Source organism: Streptomyces sp. NPDC019396, assembly GCF_040632375.1.
Classification (GTDB): domain Bacteria; phylum Actinomycetota; class Actinomycetes; order Streptomycetales; family Streptomycetaceae; genus Streptomyces.
Genome location: NZ_JBEYBS010000024.1, coordinates 16,403 through 34,438, shown reverse-complemented (window position 1 = coordinate 34,438; position 18,036 = coordinate 16,403). Strand labels below are relative to the sequence as shown.

Genomic DNA, 18,036 nt, shown 5'->3' with positions numbered 1-18,036 from the left:
GGCGGGCCCCCCCGGAGCCGTGGGACAAACGCTCATGGGACGTTCCCCGCACGGAAAGATCCCCGTTGGCCGCACCACCCCCGGCCAGACGACAACACCCGTATGCGTGTCGTCATCGTGACCGAATCCTTCCCGCCCGATGTCAATGGTGTGGCGCACTGCGCCCTGCAGACCGCCCGGCACCTCGCCGCCCGCGGTCATGACCCGCTCGTTGTCGCCCCGGCCGTCGCCGGACCCGGCGGTGAGGCGCCTTGCCCCGTGGTGCGGGTGCCCTCGCTGCCGCTGCCGGGCTATCCGCAGGTCCGCGTGGCCCTGCCCAGCCGCAGGCTCGCCGCCGCCCTGACCGCGCACAGGGCCGACGTCGTCCATCTCGCCAGCCCCTTTGTGCTCGGGGTGCGCGGCATGGGCGTGGCGGCCAGGCTCGGACTGCCCGCCGTCGCGGTCTACCAGACCGACCTCGCCGGTTATGCGCGTACGTACATGGGCACCGGTGAGAACACGGCGTGGCGCCGCATCCGCACCGTCCACACCGCCGCCGACCGGACCCTGGCACCGTCCACCGCCGCGCTGCGCGATCTGGAGGAGCACGGAGTGCCCCGGGTACGGCTGTGGCCGCGCGGCGTGGACACCGTGCGGTTCCGGCCCGAGCTGCGCGACGAGACCCTGCGCCGTGAACTGGCCCCGAACGGCGAGACGATCGTCGGATACGTCGGTCGTCTCGCTCCGGAGAAGTGTGTCGAACTGCTCGCCGGTGCCTGCGGGCTGCCCCGGGTACGCGTCGTGGTGGTCGGCGACGGCCCGAGCGGGGCGTCCCTGCGCGAAGCACTCCCGGGCGCCGTGTTCATGGGCCGGCGTACCGGAGCGGACCTGGCGCGGATATTCGCCTCGCTCGACGTGTTCGCGCACACGGGCCCGTACGAGACCTTCTGCCAGACCGTTCAGGAAGCCATGGCCAGCGGGGTACCGGTGATCGCCCCGGCCGCCGGCGGACCGCTCGACCTCGTCGACCACGGCCGCACGGGACTGCTCGTGCCGCCCCGCGACACGCGCGCGGTGACCCGGGCGGTGGCGGAACTCGTCGCGGACCCCGCGCGCCGGGGTGCGTACGGGCACGCGGGCCGGGCCACTGTCGGGGGCCGCACCTGGGCGGCGGTCGGCGACCAGCTCATCGGGCACTACGACGAGGTGCTGCGCGAACGCACGGCGGTGGCGGCATGAACGACACCATCCGCGCGGGCGGCGGCGCAGGCCTGCGCATCGTCCGGCTCGCCAACTTCGTGACCCCCGCGTCGGGCGGGCTGAGGACCGCACTGCGCGAGCTCGGCAAGCGCTATCTGGAGGCCGGGCACGAGCCCGTGCTCGTCGTGCCCGGCGATGCGGAGAGCGACACCATGACCCCGCAGGGGCGGGTCATCACGATCCCCGGGACGGTGCTGCCCGGCACCGGTGGCTATCGCGTACTCGCGGGCCGCTCGCGGCTCATCACACTCCTGGACGAGCTCGCCCCCGACCGCCTGGAGGTCTCCGACCGGACCACCCTGCGATGGACCGGGGAGTGGGCGCGCCGCCGCCGGGTCCCTTCCCTGATGGTCTCCCATGAGACGGCGGACGGCGTGCTGCGCACCTGGGGCGTGCCGGGCACGTTCGCCGAGCGCGCCGCGGACCGGCTCAACCGACGCAGCGCCTGGTCGTACTCGCGGATCGTGTGCACCACCGAGTGGGCGGAGCGGGAGTTCATCCGCATCGGCGCGCGCAACGTGGTGCGCGCACCGCTCGGAGTGGAGCTGGACCGCTGCCGCCCCGGCCGGCGCAGCACGGTGCTGCGCGCGCAGTACGCGGACGGTGCCGATGTCCTGCTGCTGATGTGCTCCCGGCTCTCTGTCGAGAAGCGTCCCGGAATGGCGCTGGATGCCCTCGCCACGCTGCGCGAGCGCGGACTGCGGGCCGCACTGGTCGTGGCCGGGGAGGGCCCGCTGCACGGCAGCCTGACGCGGCGCGCCCGGGAATCGCGGCTTCCGGTCCACTTCCTCGGCCATGTCGCCGACCGCGACGCTCTGGCGGATCTCCAGGCGGCGGCGGACATCTGCCTGGCCCCCGGGCCCGCGGAGACCTTCGGCCTGTCCGCGCTGGAGGCTCTGGCCAGCGGCACCCCCGTGGTCGCCAGCGCGTCCTCCGCTCTCCCCGAGGTCATCGGCGACGCGGGCATCGCGGCGCCCGACATGCCCAGCGCATTCGCCGACGCGGTGCGGGAGCTGCTGTCACGCCCGGAGCCGGCACGCCGGGAGGCGGCTCGCGCCCGGGCGGAACTCTTCGGCTGGGACCGCGCGGTCGCCGCCTTCCTCGCCGCCCATGACGCCCACACCAGCCGGATACCCGGAGATCCGGAGGCGGCGCTATGAACGGGGACCGGAGCCCACGGGCGGCCGCACAGGCTCCTCCTGACGACCTGTCCCTCACGGCTGCCGCTGTGCTCGACGCCCCGTCATCCGGTGCGGCCCCGGCCGTGGCCACCGGGTCCGCCACCGGCGCGGCCGTGGGCGGCGAGCACGCAGCCGTGCCGCCGGCGCGGCTGACAGGGCAGGCAGCGAGCCTCGCGGACCACGCAGGGGCCGTCATCGACGCCCGTGGCGAAACCACGACGGCGGCCCACGAGGCCACCGCATCGCACGGCTCGCCCACGGCGTCGTGCCCCGGCCGGACGCTCGCGCGCCCGCTCCGCTTCGCCGCGCTCGGCGACTCGCTCACCGAAGGCGTCGGCGACCGGGTCGACGGAGCGTGGCGGGGCTGGGCCGCGCTGCTCGCCCAGGGGCTCGGAGGGCCCTGCGGACCCGCCGAGTTCCACAACTTCGCGGTCGGCGGCGCCCTGACCCGCGATGTCGACCAGCATCAGGCACCCGGGGCCCTCGCCTGCGCACCCGACATAGCCTCCGTCGTCGTCGGGGTCAACGACACCCTGCGCCACACCTTCGACATCCATGACATCGCCGTGCGCCTGGACAGGGTGTGCGCCGCGCTCACCCCGTACGGCACCCGGATCCTGACGGCCTGCCTGCCCGATCCGGGGACGATGCTCGCACTGCCCGGACCCCTCGCGCGTCCGCTCGCCAGGCGTCAGCGGGCCGTGAACGCCGTGGTGCACGCCCTCTCCGACCGTCACGGTGCCATCCACCTCCATATCGCGGACGCCGCCTGGGTCGAGGACCGCTCCATGTGGAGCGCGGACCGGCTGCACCCCGGCGAACGCGGACACCGGATGATCGCCCGCCGCTTCCACGAGCTGCTGGCCGCCGAGGGGCTCGCCCACGGCACGCCCCCCGGAGCCGAGCCCGAGCAGCCCGCCCCCGGGCCCGCCGCCAAGGCGCTGTGGCTCGCCACCGCGGGCAGCGCGTGGGTGGCGCGCCGGTGCACGGATCTGCTGCCGCAGCTCCTGGGCCTCGCCGGTACGGAGGTGCGCCACTGGGCCCGTGGCACCAGTGTCCGGCTCGACCATGTCGCGGAAACGGCGCTGACCTCCGCCCTCGCCTCCCTGTCCCCGGGCCCGCCTCTTGCCAGAATGGGGGAATGAGCGGGCGCTGGGAGTTCTGGATCGACCGTGGCGGGACGTTCACCGACATCGTCGGCAGACGCCCCGACGGGCATCTCGTCACCCGCAAACTGCTCTCCCACAGCCCCGAGCACCACCGCGACGCCGCCGTGGCGGGCATCCGGCTGCTCCTCGGGCTCGGACCCGGCGACCCCGTACCGGCCGACCGCATCGGCGCGGTCAAGATGGGCACCACCGTTGCCACCAACGCGCTGCTGGAGCGGCGTGGTGAGCCGACCGTCCTGCTCATCACCGAGGGCTTCCGGGACGCGCTGCGCATCGCGTACCAGAACCGCCCCCGGATCTTCGACCGCCGCATCCTGCTCCCCGAAGCGGTGTACGACCAGGTCATCGAGGTCCCCGAACGGATCGACGCACACGGCACCGTCGTCACTCCGCTCCGGCTCGCCCCCGTCGTCCGGCAGCTCGAAGCAGCCCGCCGCGACGGCTTCACCAGCGCCGCCGTCGTCCTCGTGCACGGCTACCGGAACCCAGCCCACGAGTCGGCCGTCGCCGACACCGCCCGTGACCTCGGCTTCACCCAGGTCAGCTGCTCCCACGAGGTCAGCCCGCTGATCAAGCTGGTGCCCCGCGGCGACACCACCGTCGTGGACGCCTATCTCTCCCCGATCCTGCGTCGATATGTCGATGAGATCGCCACCGAACTCCACGGCGTCCGGCTGATGTTCATGCAGTCCAACGGCGGACTGCGGGAGGCGGCGCGCTTCCGGGGCAAGGACGCCGTGCTGTCAGGTCCCGCGGGTGGTGTCGTGGGCATGGCCCGTACCTCCGGGCAGGCCGGATTCGAGCGGGTCATCGGCTTCGACATGGGCGGCACCTCCACCGATGTGTCGCACTACGCCGGGGAGTTCGAGCGCGAGCTCGGCACCCAGGTCGCCGGGGTGCGGATGCGGTCCCCGATGATGAGCATCCACACCGTCGCGGCAGGCGGCGGCTCCATCCTGCACTTCGACGGCCAGCGCTACCGCGTCGGCCCCGACTCGGCGGGCGCGGTCCCGGGCCCCGCCTGCTACCGGCGCGGCGGCCCGCTCACCATCACCGACGCCAACGTGATGCTCGGCCGCATCCAGCCCGCCCACTTCCCCGCCGTGTTCGGCCCCGGCGGCGACCAGCCGCTGGACGAGGGGGCCGTACGGGAACGCTTCACGGCGCTGGCCGCCGACGTACGCGAGGCGACCGGCACCGAGCGGACCCCGGAGGAAGTCGCCGCGGGCTTCCTGGAGATCGCCGTGCTCAACATGGCGAACGCGGTCAAGAAGATCTCCGTGCAGCGCGGCCACGACATCACCCGCTACGCACTGACCAGCTTCGGCGGCGCCGGTGGCCAGCACGCCTGCGCCGTGGCAGACGCCCTCGGCGTCGACACCGTGATCGTGCCGCCGCTCGCCGGAGTGCTGTCCGCGTACGGCATCGGCCTCGCCGACGCGACCGCCATGCGGGAGCAGTCCGTGGAGGCTCCGCTGGACGAGCCCACCACCGGCCGTGTCACGCGGCTCTGCGGCGAACTCGCCGACCGTACAAGGGCGGAACTGCGGGCCGACGCCATCCCGGACGAAGCGATCACCACACGCGCACGCGTGCTGATCCGCTACGCCGGCACGGACGCCGCGCTGCCGGTGCCGCTCGGCGCGGCCCCCGCGATGCGTGAGGCGTTCGAGTCGGAGCACCGGGCGCGCTACGCCTTCACCATGGACAAGCCGCTCGTCGTGGAGGCGGTGTCGGTCGAGGCGGTGGGGGCGGCGGGGGCCCATGGCGCGGTGATGGCCGTCGAGGCGGCCCGTGCCGGCGGGGCTGCGGCACCCCGGGACACCGTGCGTGTGTTCCTGGACGGCCGCCGCACCAATACACCCTTGTACCGCAGGGGCGACCTGTCCCCGGGGGACACCGTCGAAGGGCCTGCGATCATCGCCGAGGCCGACGCCACCACGGTCCTCGACCCCGGCTGGCGGTGCGCCGTGGGCGAGCAGGGGCATCTGTTGCTCACCCGCGTGCGGACCCGTACTGCCCGCGCCGCCGCCGGCACCGATGTCGACCCGGTGCTGCTTGAGGTGTTCAACAACCTCTTCATGGCCATCGCCGAACAGATGGGTGTGCGCCTGGAGAACACCGCCCACTCCGTCAACATCAAGGAGCGTCTCGACTTCTCCTGCGCGCTCTTCGACGCCGACGGCAACCTCATCGCCAACGCCCCGCACATCCCGGTCCACCTGGGCTCGATGGGCGAGTCGATCAAGGAGGTGCTGCGCCGGAACCAGGGCAGGCTCAGACCGGGCGATGTCTACGCGATCAACGACCCGTATCACGGAGGCACCCATCTGCCCGATGTGACGGTCGTGACCCCGGTGTTCGCGGACCATCGTGGCAGTGGCAGTGGCAGTGGCAGTGGCAGTGGCAGTGGCAGTGGCAGTGGCAGCGGCAGCGGCAGCGGCAGCGGCAGTGGCAGCGACAGCGGCACGGACGGGCGCAGTCCCGAGCTGCTCTTCCTGGTGGCCTCCCGGGGCCACCACGCCGAGATCGGCGGTGTCACCCCCGGCTCCATGCCGGCCTTCAGCCGCACCATCCACGAAGAGGGCGTCCTTTTCGACAACTGGCTGCTCGTACGTGACGGAAGACTGCGCGAAGCCGAGACCAGGGGCCTGCTCACCGGCGCATCCCACCCCTCCCGCGACCCGGAAACCAATCTCGCCGACCTGCGGGCCCAGATCGCCGCCAACGAGAAGGGCATCAGTGAACTCACCCGCATGGTCGACGAGTTCACGCTCGACGTGGTCCAGGCCTACATGCGGCACGTACGGGACAACGCCGAGGAGTCGGTGCGCCGTATCGTCGCCGGGCTCAGCGACGGCTCCTGCCGCTACGAGACCGACGGGGGCGCGGTGATCGAGGTCGCGCTGACCGTGGACCGCCAGGCCCGCAGAGCGGTCATCGACTTCACCGGCACCTCACCCCAGCAGCCGGGGAACGCCAACGCCCCCACATCCGTGGTGATGGCCGCGGTGCTCTATGTGTTCCGTACCCTCGTCGCCGACGACATCCCGCTGAACAGCGGCTGCCTCGAACCCCTGGAAGTGAGGGTGCCCGAGGGCTCGATGCTCGCGCCGGTGTACCCCGCCGCGACCGTGGCGGGAAACGTCGAGACCTCACAGGCCGTCACCGGGGCGCTGTACGCCGCACTCGGGGCGCAGGCCGAGGGCTCCGGAACCATGAACAACGTCACCTTCGGCAATGACCGTGTGCAGTACTACGAGACCGTGGCGAGCGGTTCCGGCGCCGGCGACGGCTTCGACGGCGCCGACGCCGTGCAGACCCATATGACCAACTCCCGGCTCACCGACCCGGAGGTGCTGGAGTGGCGCTACCCGGTGCGGGTCGACGCTTTCGCGATCCGCGAGGGCAGCGGGGGCGCGGGGCACTGGCACGGCGGCTGCGGGGTGGTGCGCCGCATCCGCTTCCTGGAACCCATGACGGTCGCCCTGCTGACCGGCCACCGCCGTGTCGCGCCTTACGGGATGGCGGGCGGCGAGCCGGGGGAGCGGGGCGCCAATGCCGTGGAGCGCGCGGACGGCACCGTGGAGGAGCTGCGAGGAGTGGACTCGGTGGAGGTCGCCGCCGGCGATGTCCTGGTGGTACGGACACCGGGCGGCGGTGGCTACGGTACGGCCTGACCGCCCGGACGCCCCCTGACGGAGCGCCCCGCGACGAAACGCACCGGCGTTCCCGGTACGGACTGCGCCGCCGCTCCGAGATCCGCCTCATGGACCACCGCGACCACCGGATAGCCACCGGTCGTCGGATGATCGGCGAGGAACACCACGGGGCGTCCGTCCGGCGGCACCTGGACCGCGCCCAGGACCATGCCCTCGCTGGGCAGTTCGCCCGCCACGGCCCGCTCCAGCGGCGGGCCGTCGGTACGCAGGCCGATCCGGTTACTGGACGCCGACACCCGGTAGAGGGAGCGCGTCAGCGTCCGCAGCGCGGTCGGGGTGAACCAGTCGTCCCGGGGCCCGAACCGCACCCGCAGCACCAGTTCCGACGGCGGGGACGGCCACGGGGTGCCATCCAGCCGCGCAGGGTGGCCCGCAGGCGCCCCGAGCGGCAGCACCATGCCGTCGGCCAGCGGCGCGGGGCCGAGGCCCGACAGCAGATCGGCCGCACGGCTGCCCAGCACCGGGTCCACCGCGACACCCCCGGCGAACGCCACATAACCGCGCACCCCGCGCCGCGCCGCGCCCACCTCCAGCAGGGCGCCGGCCCCGACCCGTACCGGAGCACCCCAGGCCACCGCCCGTCCGTTGACGCGCACCGGGCAGGGCGCCCCGCCCACGGCCACCGTCACCGCACAGTGCGGACGCACCGCGCACCCGGTGAGCGTGGTCTCCAGCGCGGCGGACTCCTCCGGATTGCCCACCAACCGGTTGACCAGCCGCAGCGCCCCCGGGTCGAGCGCGCCCGAGCGCGGCACGCCGAGATGCGCGTACCCCGGCCGCCCCAGGTCCTGCACGGTGGTCAGGGCACCGGCCCGGACGACGGTGAGGGCCGGGTCGCTCACGCCGCTTCTCCCGTGGCCACCGGCACGAACCGCACGCGCGCCCCCGGGGACAGCAGGGCAGCGGGCTCACGCGCCGGATCCCACAGCGAGAGGTCGGTCGTGCCGACGAGCTGCCAGCCACCGGGTGACGAGCGGGGATACACCCCGGTATAGGTCCCGGCCAGCGCCACGGAGCCCGCGGGCACCGAGGTCCGGGGCGTGGTCCTGCGCGGCACCGCGAACCGCTCGCCGAGTCCGGTCAGATAGCCGAAGCCGGGAGCGAACCCGCAGAACGCCACACGGAATTCGGCTCCCGAGTGGATCCGCGCGACCTCGTGCTGGCCGACCTCCCACACCGCCGCGACCGCGGCCAGATCCGGGCCGTCGTAGCGCACCGGTATCTCGACCACGGTGCCGGATCCCGCGGTGAGCGGCGGCACGGTCCACCGGGGCAGCTCCGCCGCGAGCCGGTCGCGCGCGGCGCTTCCGCCGGCGCCGCCGGTCCCGTGGATCCCACCGGTCCCCTTGATCCCGTCGTTTCCGTCGATTCCGTCAATGAGTACGGTCCGCGCCGCGGGCACGATCTCCCGCACAGCGGGGAGCGCGCCCGCGGCCCGCCGCCGCAGCAGTTCGGCGTGCAGCGCCGCCGCCTCGGCCTCGCCGCCCAGTTCCACCAGCAGTGCCCGGTCGCCGACGGGCAGCAGCCTCATACGAAGGCCTCCACACGGAGCCCCGACGCCTCCAGCGCCTCGCGCACCCGGCGGGCCAGGGCGACCGCCCCCGGCGTGTCGCCGTGCAGACACAGCGACCGCGCACGGACACCGACGGACGTGCCGCACAGCGAGGTGACGACCCCGGTCCTGGCCATGGCGACCGATCGCTCCACCACCGCCCCCGGGTCGGAGATGACTGCGCCCTCCTGCCGGCGCGGCACGAGGGTGCCCGCCGCCGTGTACGCGCGGTCCGCGAACGCCTCGGTGACGACGGGGAGTCCCGCCTTCTCGGCCGTCGCGTGCAGCCGCGACCCGGGGAGGCCCAGCACGGGCAGCCGTTCGCCGGTGAGCAGGATGCCCTCCACGACCGCCCCGGCCTGGTCCTCGTCGTGCACGACGCGGTTGTAGAGCGCCCCGTGCGGCTTGACGTACGCGACCCCTCCACCGGCCGCGCGCGCGAACACCGCCAGCGCGCCTATCTGGTAGGCGACCTCGGCGGCGAGCTCGTCCGCGGGGACGTCCATCGACCGCCTGCCGAAACCGGCCAGATCGCGGTACGAGACCTGGGCTCCGATCCGCACCCCGCGCTCGACCGCCAGCGCGCAGACCCGCCGCATGGTGGCCGCGTCCCCGGCGTGGAAGCCGCAGGCCACATTGGCACTGGTCACGACGGAGAGCAGCTGCTCGTCGTCGGTGAGCCGCCACTGGCCGAAACCCTCGCCAAGGTCGGCGTTGAGATCGATCGAGGTCCGGGTCATGGGCGGGACCGGCCTGTGTGGGTTGCTCTCATCCGTACCTCGCAGACAGGGAGGGGTGCCGTGGGGACATGGGTGGCGACGCAGGGATTGTCGAACGAGCCCCTGCTGCCCGTCCACCGGCGTCCACCTGCTCGAACGGGGGCGGTCAGGAGCCCGGGACCAGTCCGGCGAGGTGGTTTCGGCGCTGTTTCGACCGTTGTCAGTGCGAGGACCTAGTCTGTGCACCGTGACTTCGCCTGCCTCGACGGAATTCGTTCCGCCCCAGCTCAGCGCGGGGCCGCGCCCCGCGCAGGGCCCGGCCGCCGACGAAGGGCTGGCGCGGCGGCTCCGCGCGCTCGCGTGCACCGCGCCCCTGCACGACCTCGACGTCCGCAAGGCGAATCTGGCGGGGGAGTACTCGGTCTACGCGATGGCCGAGGTCGCCCTCTCCGCCATCGACCTCGTCACGCTCAACATGGACTTCGACACCGGGGCCGACCATGAGCAGATAGTGGCCAGGCTGCTTCCGCGGATCGCCGCGCAAGCCCCCCGGCGCCCGCAGGCCGAGCACGAGCGGGTCGCGCGATGGGTGCTCGAGAACCTGATCAACGTCGGTAGCGTCGACCGGGGCTTCCGTGCCGTCTACGGCACTTTCGGCCCTGATGGTGTCTATGTCCGACGCGACTACGACTTCAAGCTCATCGAGGAAGTCCCCGGATACGGCGGCGGTGTCTACCTCCGCACGACCGACGAAGCGGTCAATGTGCTCGTCGGCGCGCTGGACACGGACGTCACCAGCGCGCAGATCGCGGCCGAGGTGAAGCTGGAGGTCCTGATCAGCAGGGGCCGTCTCGCCGACGCCCAGCTCGCCGCCGAACAGGCCCGCTATCGCACGGTGCAGTACGCCGAGACGCTGCGAAGGACCCTCGAGGCGACCCGGCGCAACGTGCGCGCGGTCGACTGGCTCAATGACGTGCCCGACATGATCGCCGAGGCGCTCGACCACGTCGCCGACCGGTACCGCCATGAGAACGCGATCCTGACCAACATCCGCAAGGCACGGGACGAAGCCGAGGACCCCGAGCACAAGCGCCGCGCGGCCGAACTCGTCGACATCGTCAAGGACTGCATCCGCCGCCACACCCAGCTCCAGTCCAGGCTGCTGGAAGCGGGACCGCTGTTCCGGGCCGAACAGGACCGGCAGGCCTTCGCGACCCCGGCCGCACGGGCCGGGATCGATCTGTACGGACACCTGGTCGCCCCTCTGCTGCCGCTACCGGTCGAGCACGCGACCCGCGTCACCGACGCGTTCTTCGCCCGGGGTACGGGACTGCGTACCCCCGCAGCGGTGCGCCTCGGCGACCTTGTCGATCTGCTGCTCACCCCTCCGGTCGAGCGCGAGCACCTCGGCGCGGAGATGCCCGAACCCGATCTGATCGCCACACCTGACGACAGCCGCTTCAGCGAGGAGCAGCTGGCGCGCGCGATGGAACTCCTCGATCTGGAGCACGACGCGCCGCGCAGGCTCTCCGGCCTGCTCGCGGAGGCGCGCCGCCGTGACCCGGACCTCCCCTATCTGGTCGCCCTCCTCGCCGTCCACGCGGCGAGCCCCCCGGTCGGCACCGCCTACCGCCAGGGCGAACAGCGGCTGCTGTTCGCCGTCGACGACGGCGCCGAGCTGGACGACCCCGAATTCGGCGGCGCGGACCTGATCGTGGGCACCGCCCTGCTGGACGCGGCCGGCATGGCGGCGGACCGTTCGGAGGCGGCATGAGGGCCACTGTCCGACCGCGGAGCGGGGCTGGATCCCACCCACGGCCCGGTCCGGTCCGCGCCGTGGACCCGCACCGCGACCTCAAGATCATCAAGCGCGAGAGCAGCAGGGAGCAGCAGTCGTGAGCGACCAGCACGCGGAGCACACCGCCGCGTGGAGCGAGCAGCCGGGAGCAGCGCCGCAGGGCCCACCGGCCGGGCCGATGTCCGTGGCCGCCACCGCCACCGTCACGCCCGCGGACGCGGCGGACGCCGCGCGTCTCGTCTCCTTCGGACTCCAGCCCAAACTGCTGCCCGCACGTGACGCCGAATACGCGGACCTGCTGCGCCGCTATCGCGAAGAGCCCGCCTTCGGGCGCCTTGCCGATGCGATCGCCACCGGACTCGGGCTGGTCGTCCTCGAAGTGTCCCCGCGCGCGGGGATGGCCGTGACCGCGGGCGAGGACTCCGTCTTCGCCGTCCGCATGGGTGACTACGCCCGCCGGGCCGCCACCGACTCAGCCGACCGATTTCTGCACGGCCTCGCCCACCTCGCCGTCGCGGCCATGGCGTTCCCGCGCCCCGAAGACCTCGCCGATGACGGCTACATCGGCCGGATCACGATCAACGGCGTCGACGCCTTCGTCCGTCAGGCCTGCCGCCGACTGGAAGCACGAGCCGAAGAGCTGGGCGAGAACACCGACCCCACATCTGACGCCCCCGGACTGGAAGCGGCCTGGCGGATCTACGCCCGCCGCAGCGCGACCGGGGCCACCAAGGACGCACGGCGGCTCGCCGGGTCCACCACGGGCATCGTCGGCAAGGCCGTCGCCTTCCTCACCGACTCCGGCTTCCTCCAGCGCACCGGTGACGAAGCCGGCGGCGCCTACCGCACCACGGCCCGCTACCAGCTACAGGTCCGCGACATGGCGGGCAGCGCCGCCATGGCCGAGCTGCTGGAGCTCGGCGTCGTCCCCGTCACCGACGGCGCCGCCACGCTCGTGCCCGCGCCCGACGCCGACGACCTGGAGCTGGCCGCCGACGCCGGCCTTCCCTTCCATGCCTGACCAGCCCTCCTGAGCACTCCGAGCATTCCGAGAAACGACGAGAGCCCTCCGCCATGTACGAGTTGTCCCGGGTCCGCCTCTACTCCATCGGGCCTGCCGGTGCTCGCTACGCCGACACCGTGCTGGACCTGCGAGGGGTCGGCGCGCCGGTGCCCAACCCGGCCCCCACGCAGGCCGAGTTCTTCGAGGAGGAACCAGTCGGCCCACCGCGCCGCCCCGCCCCCGCGGGCGTCCTCTTCCTGGAGAACGGCGGCGGCAAGTCGGTACTGCTCAAGCTGATCTTCTCGGTGATGCTGCCGGGTCACCGCAACACCCTGGGTGGTGCCAGCTCCGGTGTGCTGCGCAAGTTCCTGCTCGCGGACGACTGCGGCCATGTCGCCCTGGAGTGGCAGCACACCCTCACCGGTGAGCTGGTGGTCGTGGGCAAGGTCAGTGAGTGGCGCGGACGCCAGGTCTCCAACGACCCGCGGAAGTTCGCCGAGGCCTGGTACTCCTTCCGGCCGGGACCGGGGCTCAGCCTCGACTCCCTGCCCGTGGCCGAGGCCACCGCGGTCCGCCCGCCGGCCGAGGGAGCGTCGACCGCCCGTGGCCGCCGCCGCACCATGAAGGGCTTCAGGGACGCGATCACCGAGGCGGGCAAGGCATACCCGCATCTCGAGGTGTACTGGGAGGAGATCCACGACCGCTGGAACGAGCACCTCGGGGACATCGGCCTTGACCCCGAGCTCTTCCGGTACCAGCGGGAGATGAACGCCGACGAGGGGGAGGCCGCCGGCCTCTTCGCGGTCAAGAAGGACTCCGACTTCACGGATCTGCTGCTGCGCGCCGTCACCGACACACGCGACACCGACGGACTCGCCGACCTGGTCAGCGGATTCGGCAACAAGCTGGGACGGCGCGCCGAGCTCACCGCGGAGCGCGACTTCACGGCGGGCTCCGCGGACCTGCTCGGGCGGATCGTGGAGGCGGCCGAAGCGCGGGGCCGCGCCCGGGACATCCACGCGGGCGCCGAGCGCCGCACCCGCACCCTCGCCCGCAGGCTCTCCGCCCGCGCGGGCACCGAACGCGCCCGCACGGCGGACCTCGCCCGCCAGGTCACAGCCGCGGCCCACACCGTCACCGAAGCGGAGCAGCAGCGCGGCCGCAGTGCCCTGATCGCCGCCGAACTGGCCTACCGGCACGCGTCACTGGCGCTCACCGCGGCCGAGAAGGGCGCCGCCGCGCAGCGCCGCGAGCTGACCGACGCACGCACCCTGCACGCTGCCTGGCAGGCGGCGGAGGCCGTGCTGCGGCACCGCGCCGCCGCGGACCGCTCGGCACGGGTGGCCGCCGCCATCCGTGAGGCCGAGCGTGACGCCGCCCCCGCCCTGGCCGCCCGTGGCAGGGCCGCGGCCGACCTCGTCCGTGCCCTCCACACCGCCGCCGAAGACGGCGAGCGCCTCGCCAACGAGGGTGAGGAGCGCTCCGCCGCCCTCCAGGAGGCGGGTGAGACCGCCCACCGTGACGCCACGGCAGCCGCCACCGAGGCCCAGCGCGCCCGCAGTGAGTCAGGCCACCTGCGTCAGCGCCTCACCGAGGTCGAACAGGAGATGGCGGAGGCCGTCCGTGCGGGCTGGCTGGATGACACGGCCCCGGACGCCGATCCCGCCCGCGCCGCGCTCGCCGCGAGCGACGCGGAGAAGACCGCCGTCGCGGCTTGGGACACGGCCCGCGAGAGCGCCAGGACCGCCGCCGACCGTGCCCGCGAGGCCGCTGCCACGGAAGCCCGGGCCGAGCTGGCCGCCGCCCGCGCCGCGGACGCGGCCCAGGCCGCCGACCGCGCATACACTTCGGAGCGCCGCGCTGCGGCCTCCATCGCCGAATCCGAACGCCTCGCGGAGCTGCTCAGCCTGCCCCCGGCCCCCGTTCCCGGCCCCCGGCGCGCCGACGGCGCCCCGGGGGACACGACCGGTCCGTCGCCGGTTGCCCCGGGACCCGCCTCCGCAGTGCCCGCGGTCGACGGTTTTGCCGATGCGGTCCGGGCGACCGGTGGCCCTGGCATCGCCGCGGCGCCGGGCGCCGGTCCGGTACCGCCGGAGGGCGCAGCGGCCACGGACGCTGCTTCCGGGCCCGGTCATCGCGCGGGGGTCCACGATCCGTCGCCGGACGCCGGCGACGAAGCCGGCGCCACCGCTCAGGGAGCGGGCGCCAACTCTCCGGCGGCTGGCGCGCGAAGCACCGAGGACCCCGCCTCCGGCACGGGTGACGGCGCATCCGGGCGGTCCGCTCCAGGCCATGGCGGCCTCACGGCCGGGCACACGAGTGCCCGCGACGGCGCCGGGGCCGATCGGCGCGAGCCGCGATCGGCACCGCCGCGTGCCGCCGAAGGCCCGCTCACCGCCGAGGAGCTGGACCGGTACGCGGACGAACTGCGCGCGCTGCTCGAGCAGAGCGTCACCACGGCCGAGCGGCAGCTCTTCGACCTCAGGACCGCCGCAGCGGACGACGCGCGTATCCTCGGCGCGCTCGGCGACGGAGGGCTGCTGCCCCCGGGTCGCGACGTTCTGGCGACCGTGGAGTTCCTCGGCGAGCACGGCATCCCGGCTCTGCCGGGCTGGCGCTATCTCGCACAGGCCGTCGACCCCGCCGACCACTCCGCGGTTCTCTCGTCGCGCCCGGAGCTGGTGGACGGCGTCGTGATCACCGACCCCCTCTCCTACGTAAGGGCCCGCGAGGCGCTCTCCGCAGCCGCACTGCTGCCGCGTTCCGCGGTCGCGGTCGGCACCGCCGCCGCGCTGCTCGCGCCCGTACCGCGGCCTGGAGCGGAAGGGGACGGCCAGGTGTTCCTCGTGCCGCCGAACCCGGCCATGCACGACGAGCACGCGGCGGACGAGGAGCGCCAGGCACTGCGCGCCAGGGCGGCGGCCCGGGACGAGGAGATCCGCGAGCTGGCGGGCCGCCTCGCGGAGGACCGGGCGCTCGCCGCGCGTATCGCGTCCTGGCGTGCGGACTGCCCGGCCGGAATGCTCGCCGATCTCGATGAGGCCGCACAGCAGGCCGGGCGGACCGCCGAAGCGGCCGAGCAGACGCTCGCCGAGGCCCGTGCCGCACGGGTCGAGGCGGACGAGGCCGCCGGCGAGAGCGCAGCCGCACGCGATGAGCGTCAGGAGACAGCACAGCGCGCCCGCCGCGCCGCGGACGCCCTCGCCGGACTGGCGTTCCGGCTGCGGGAGCGGGCCGGCTGGCAGGCGAAGCTGCGTGAGCTCGCGGATGAAGCCGCCGAATCCGAGGCCAGGGCTGCCACCTTCCTGGATCGGGCCCGGGCCTCGGACGAGGACCGCAGAGCCGCGCAGCGCGCCGCCGACGACGCCCGGCGCACCGCACGGGCCCTGCGCGCCGAGCGCGCCGAGATCGCCGGTGCCCCCGAGCAGCTCCCCGAGGCGGACCCCGCGGCGCCACGCATCCCGCTGCCTGCCCTGCGTGAGGCCTACCGCGCCGCGTCCCAGCTGTACGAGAAGGTCGGCGTCGGCGCCGATCTGCGGGCCGAGCAGGCCCGCGCCGAGAGCGACGAGAGCGCGGCGCTGGGCGAGCTCGATCGCCTCACCAACAAGGTCCGCACGCGTGCCGCCCAGCTCCTGGAAGGCACCGACGGAGCCGACGGACCCTCCCGGCAGGCCGCCGCGGCCCGCGCCGAGGCGCTGGTGCAGATGCTGGAATCCCGGGCTTCCGAGGCGAGCGAGAGAATCGGGCGGCTGCGCGGCGAAGCCGAGCGCCTGGCCCCGGGCGACGGCGACGCGCACACCGAACTGCCCGGCGGGCTGCTGCCCGCCGACGCCGAGCACGCCCAGGTCCTGCTCCGCGCCGCGACGGCCGAACTCGCCGCCCACACCGAGGCGCTGGACACCGCGCGCGCCCGGCACGCCGAACTGCTGCGCGCCCACCGCGCCGCCGAGGACGCCGCCGGCGGATTCGACGAGACCGCGGCGCTGCTGCGCGATCTGCTCCGGGACCACACGGAGGAGGAGCAGGGGGACCCCGAGCCCTACCCGGGCGGTCTGGAGGAGGCCCGGCACTCCGCCGCCGAGGCCCGTCGCTCGCTGCGCGGCTGCGCATCCGATCTGACGACCGCCGAGTCCGCCGTACGGGAAGCGAGTGATGTGCTCGTACGGCACGCCAACTCCACCCGCTACGAGGCCGTCCGCACCCCGGCGCGTCAGCAGATCCGTGAACTGCCCGCTTCGGCCCTGCCCGAGCACGCCGCCAAGTGGGCGGAGGCGTTCGCCCCGCGGCTGCGGGTCCTCACCGACGAGCTCGTCCAGCTGGAGCGCAACCGTGACTCCATCGTGGACCGGCTGCGCGGTCTGGTGGAGTCCGCCCTCACCACGCTCCGTTCGGCGCAGCGGCTGTCCCGGCTGCCCGAAGGCCTCGGTGAGTGGTCCGGCCAGGAGTTCCTCCGTATCCGCTTCGACGAGCCCGACCAGGCGACGCTCGTCGAGCGGCTCGGCGAGGTCATCGACGAGGCCACCCGCGCGGCGGTCCGGAAGAACTCCGACCTGCGCCGGGACGGGATGTCCCTGCTGCTGCGGGGAGTTCAGGCCGCGCTCCAGCCCAAGGGCGTGGCCGTGGAGATCCTCAAGCCGGACGCGGTGCTCCGCGCCGAGCGAGTACCGGTCGGGCAGATGGGAGATGTCTTCTCGGGCGGCCAGCTGCTGACCGCGGCGATCGCGCTCTACTGCACCATGGCCGCCCTGCGCAGCAACGACCGCGGCCGGGACAAGCACCGGCACGCCGGCACCCTGTTCCTGGACAATCCCATCGGCAGGGCCAACGCCACCTATCTGCTGGAGCTCCAGCGCGCTGTCTCTGACGCGCTCGGCGTCCAGCTGCTGTACACCACAGGCCTGTTCGACACGACCGCACTCGCCGAGTTCCCCCTGGTCGTCCGGCTGCGCAACGACGCGGACCTGCGCGCGGGTCTGAAGTACATCAGCGTCGAGGAGCATCTGCGGCCAGGGCTGCCGCAGCAGCGCACCGAGGGCGAGACCGTACACGGCGAGATCACGGCCACCCGTATGTTCCGGCGCACGCCCGACCAGCCGGCGGACGCCGGCCAGCCGGTGGACCCGCAGTCGCGACGGGACACCGGCCGGCCGGGACAGGAAGCCGAGGCCGGTCAGGCCTGAGACAGCCGCCCGCCCGCGCCACCGCGTCGTCGTATCCGTGCGGCAACACGCGCGGCGGCGCGGGCCGTCCGCCTGGCCTGACGGCGCTCACGCCGTAGCTGCCGGGCCGTGCTGCTCGGTACGGAGACCACTCCGTACCGTTGGTTCCACACCTGCCGGGTGACCCAGACGTCCAGCACGGCCCATGTGGCCACGACCGTGCTGCCCACACTGCTCAGCACCAGCGGGAAGGCCAGCCATGAGCCCGTGACACTGAACAGGAACGCCGTCACCGCCTGGGTCACCGTCACCGCCGTCACGATCACGGCGCGCACGGCCGCGATCCGGACCGGCTCCGGCATCCGCCTGCGTCCCACCGGCTGCTCGACCCAGATGCTCCGCGGCGCACCCGAACCGTTGGTCATACTCATCGTTCGCGCTCACTCCCCACCGCTGTCCGACTACAGGGGTGGCTGCCCGGATCCAGCCCGGTT

The 18,036-nt window shown here is 73.8% G+C and carries 11 protein-coding genes; 7 read left to right on the top strand and 4 right to left on the bottom strand.

Annotation, left to right across the window (positions count from 1 at the left end):
• Positions 1-102 precede the first annotated feature (102 nt).
• Genes ABZ532_RS24935 through ABZ532_RS24920 form a run of 4 tightly spaced genes read left to right on the top strand, consistent with a single transcriptional unit; the run spans position 103 to position 7,269 of the window.
• Positions 103-1,218 (top strand): glycosyltransferase family 1 protein, encoded by a 1,116-nt coding sequence (locus ABZ532_RS24935; protein WP_361287849.1) that lies wholly within the window; start codon positions 103-105, stop codon positions 1,216-1,218.
• Positions 1,215-2,399, top strand: a complete 1,185-nt coding sequence (locus tag ABZ532_RS24930; RefSeq protein WP_361287846.1) for a glycosyltransferase — start codon at positions 1,215-1,217, stop codon at positions 2,397-2,399. The genes ABZ532_RS24935 and ABZ532_RS24930 overlap by 4 nt, the downstream gene beginning before the upstream one ends.
• Positions 2,396-3,565, top strand: a complete 1,170-nt coding sequence (locus tag ABZ532_RS24925) for an SGNH/GDSL hydrolase family protein (RefSeq protein ID WP_361287843.1) — start codon at positions 2,396-2,398, stop codon at positions 3,563-3,565. The genes ABZ532_RS24930 and ABZ532_RS24925 overlap by 4 nt, the downstream gene beginning before the upstream one ends.
• Entirely contained in the window at positions 3,562-7,269 is a 3,708-nt protein-coding gene (locus tag ABZ532_RS24920) for a hydantoinase B/oxoprolinase family protein (protein WP_361287840.1), read from the top strand. The genes ABZ532_RS24925 and ABZ532_RS24920 overlap by 4 nt, the downstream gene beginning before the upstream one ends.
• Here the strand turns inward: ABZ532_RS24920 and ABZ532_RS24915 are convergent.
• Genes ABZ532_RS24915 through ABZ532_RS24905 form a run of 3 tightly spaced genes read right to left on the bottom strand, consistent with a single transcriptional unit; the run spans position 7,254 to position 9,603 of the window.
• Positions 7,254-8,153 carry a biotin-dependent carboxyltransferase family protein gene (locus ABZ532_RS24915; RefSeq protein WP_361287837.1) on the bottom strand — a complete coding sequence of 300 codons (900 nt, stop codon included), beginning with the start codon at positions 8,151-8,153 and terminating at the stop codon, positions 7,254-7,256. The genes ABZ532_RS24920 and ABZ532_RS24915 overlap by 16 nt on opposite strands.
• Complete coding sequence (gene pxpB / locus ABZ532_RS24910) at positions 8,150-8,842, bottom strand: 5-oxoprolinase subunit PxpB (RefSeq protein ID WP_361287834.1); 693 nt, start codon at positions 8,840-8,842, stop codon at positions 8,150-8,152. Before pxpB ends, ABZ532_RS24915 begins: the two co-directional genes overlap by 4 nt.
• A complete protein-coding gene (locus ABZ532_RS24905) occupies positions 8,839-9,603 on the bottom strand; it encodes a 5-oxoprolinase subunit PxpA (protein WP_361287831.1) in 765 nt (254 codons plus the stop codon). Before ABZ532_RS24905 ends, pxpB begins: the two co-directional genes overlap by 4 nt.
• A gap of 226 nt (positions 9,604-9,829) precedes the next feature.
• On the opposite strand from ABZ532_RS24905, the gene ABZ532_RS24900 reads away from it, so the two are divergent.
• The 3 genes from ABZ532_RS24900 to ABZ532_RS24890 all read left to right on the top strand — a co-directional run bounded on the left by ABZ532_RS24900 (position 9,830) and on the right by ABZ532_RS24890 (position 17,563).
• Positions 9,830-11,356, top strand: a complete 1,527-nt coding sequence (locus ABZ532_RS24900; RefSeq protein WP_361287828.1) for a hypothetical protein — start codon at positions 9,830-9,832, stop codon at positions 11,354-11,356.
• A gap of 121 nt (positions 11,357-11,477) precedes the next feature.
• Entirely contained in the window at positions 11,478-12,401 is a 924-nt protein-coding gene (locus ABZ532_RS24895; RefSeq protein ID WP_361287825.1) for a hypothetical protein, read from the top strand.
• A gap of 53 nt (positions 12,402-12,454) precedes the next feature.
• Complete coding sequence (locus ABZ532_RS24890) at positions 12,455-17,563, top strand: hypothetical protein (protein ID WP_361287822.1); 5,109 nt, start codon at positions 12,455-12,457, stop codon at positions 17,561-17,563.
• Here ABZ532_RS24890 and ABZ532_RS24885 read toward each other — a convergent pair.
• Positions 17,554-17,973 carry a hypothetical protein gene (locus ABZ532_RS24885; RefSeq protein WP_361287819.1) on the bottom strand — a complete coding sequence of 140 codons (420 nt, stop codon included), beginning with the start codon at positions 17,971-17,973 and terminating at the stop codon, positions 17,554-17,556. The two genes, ABZ532_RS24890 and ABZ532_RS24885, sit on opposite strands and share 10 nt — an antisense overlap.
• Between the last annotated feature and the right edge of the window lie 63 nt (positions 17,974-18,036).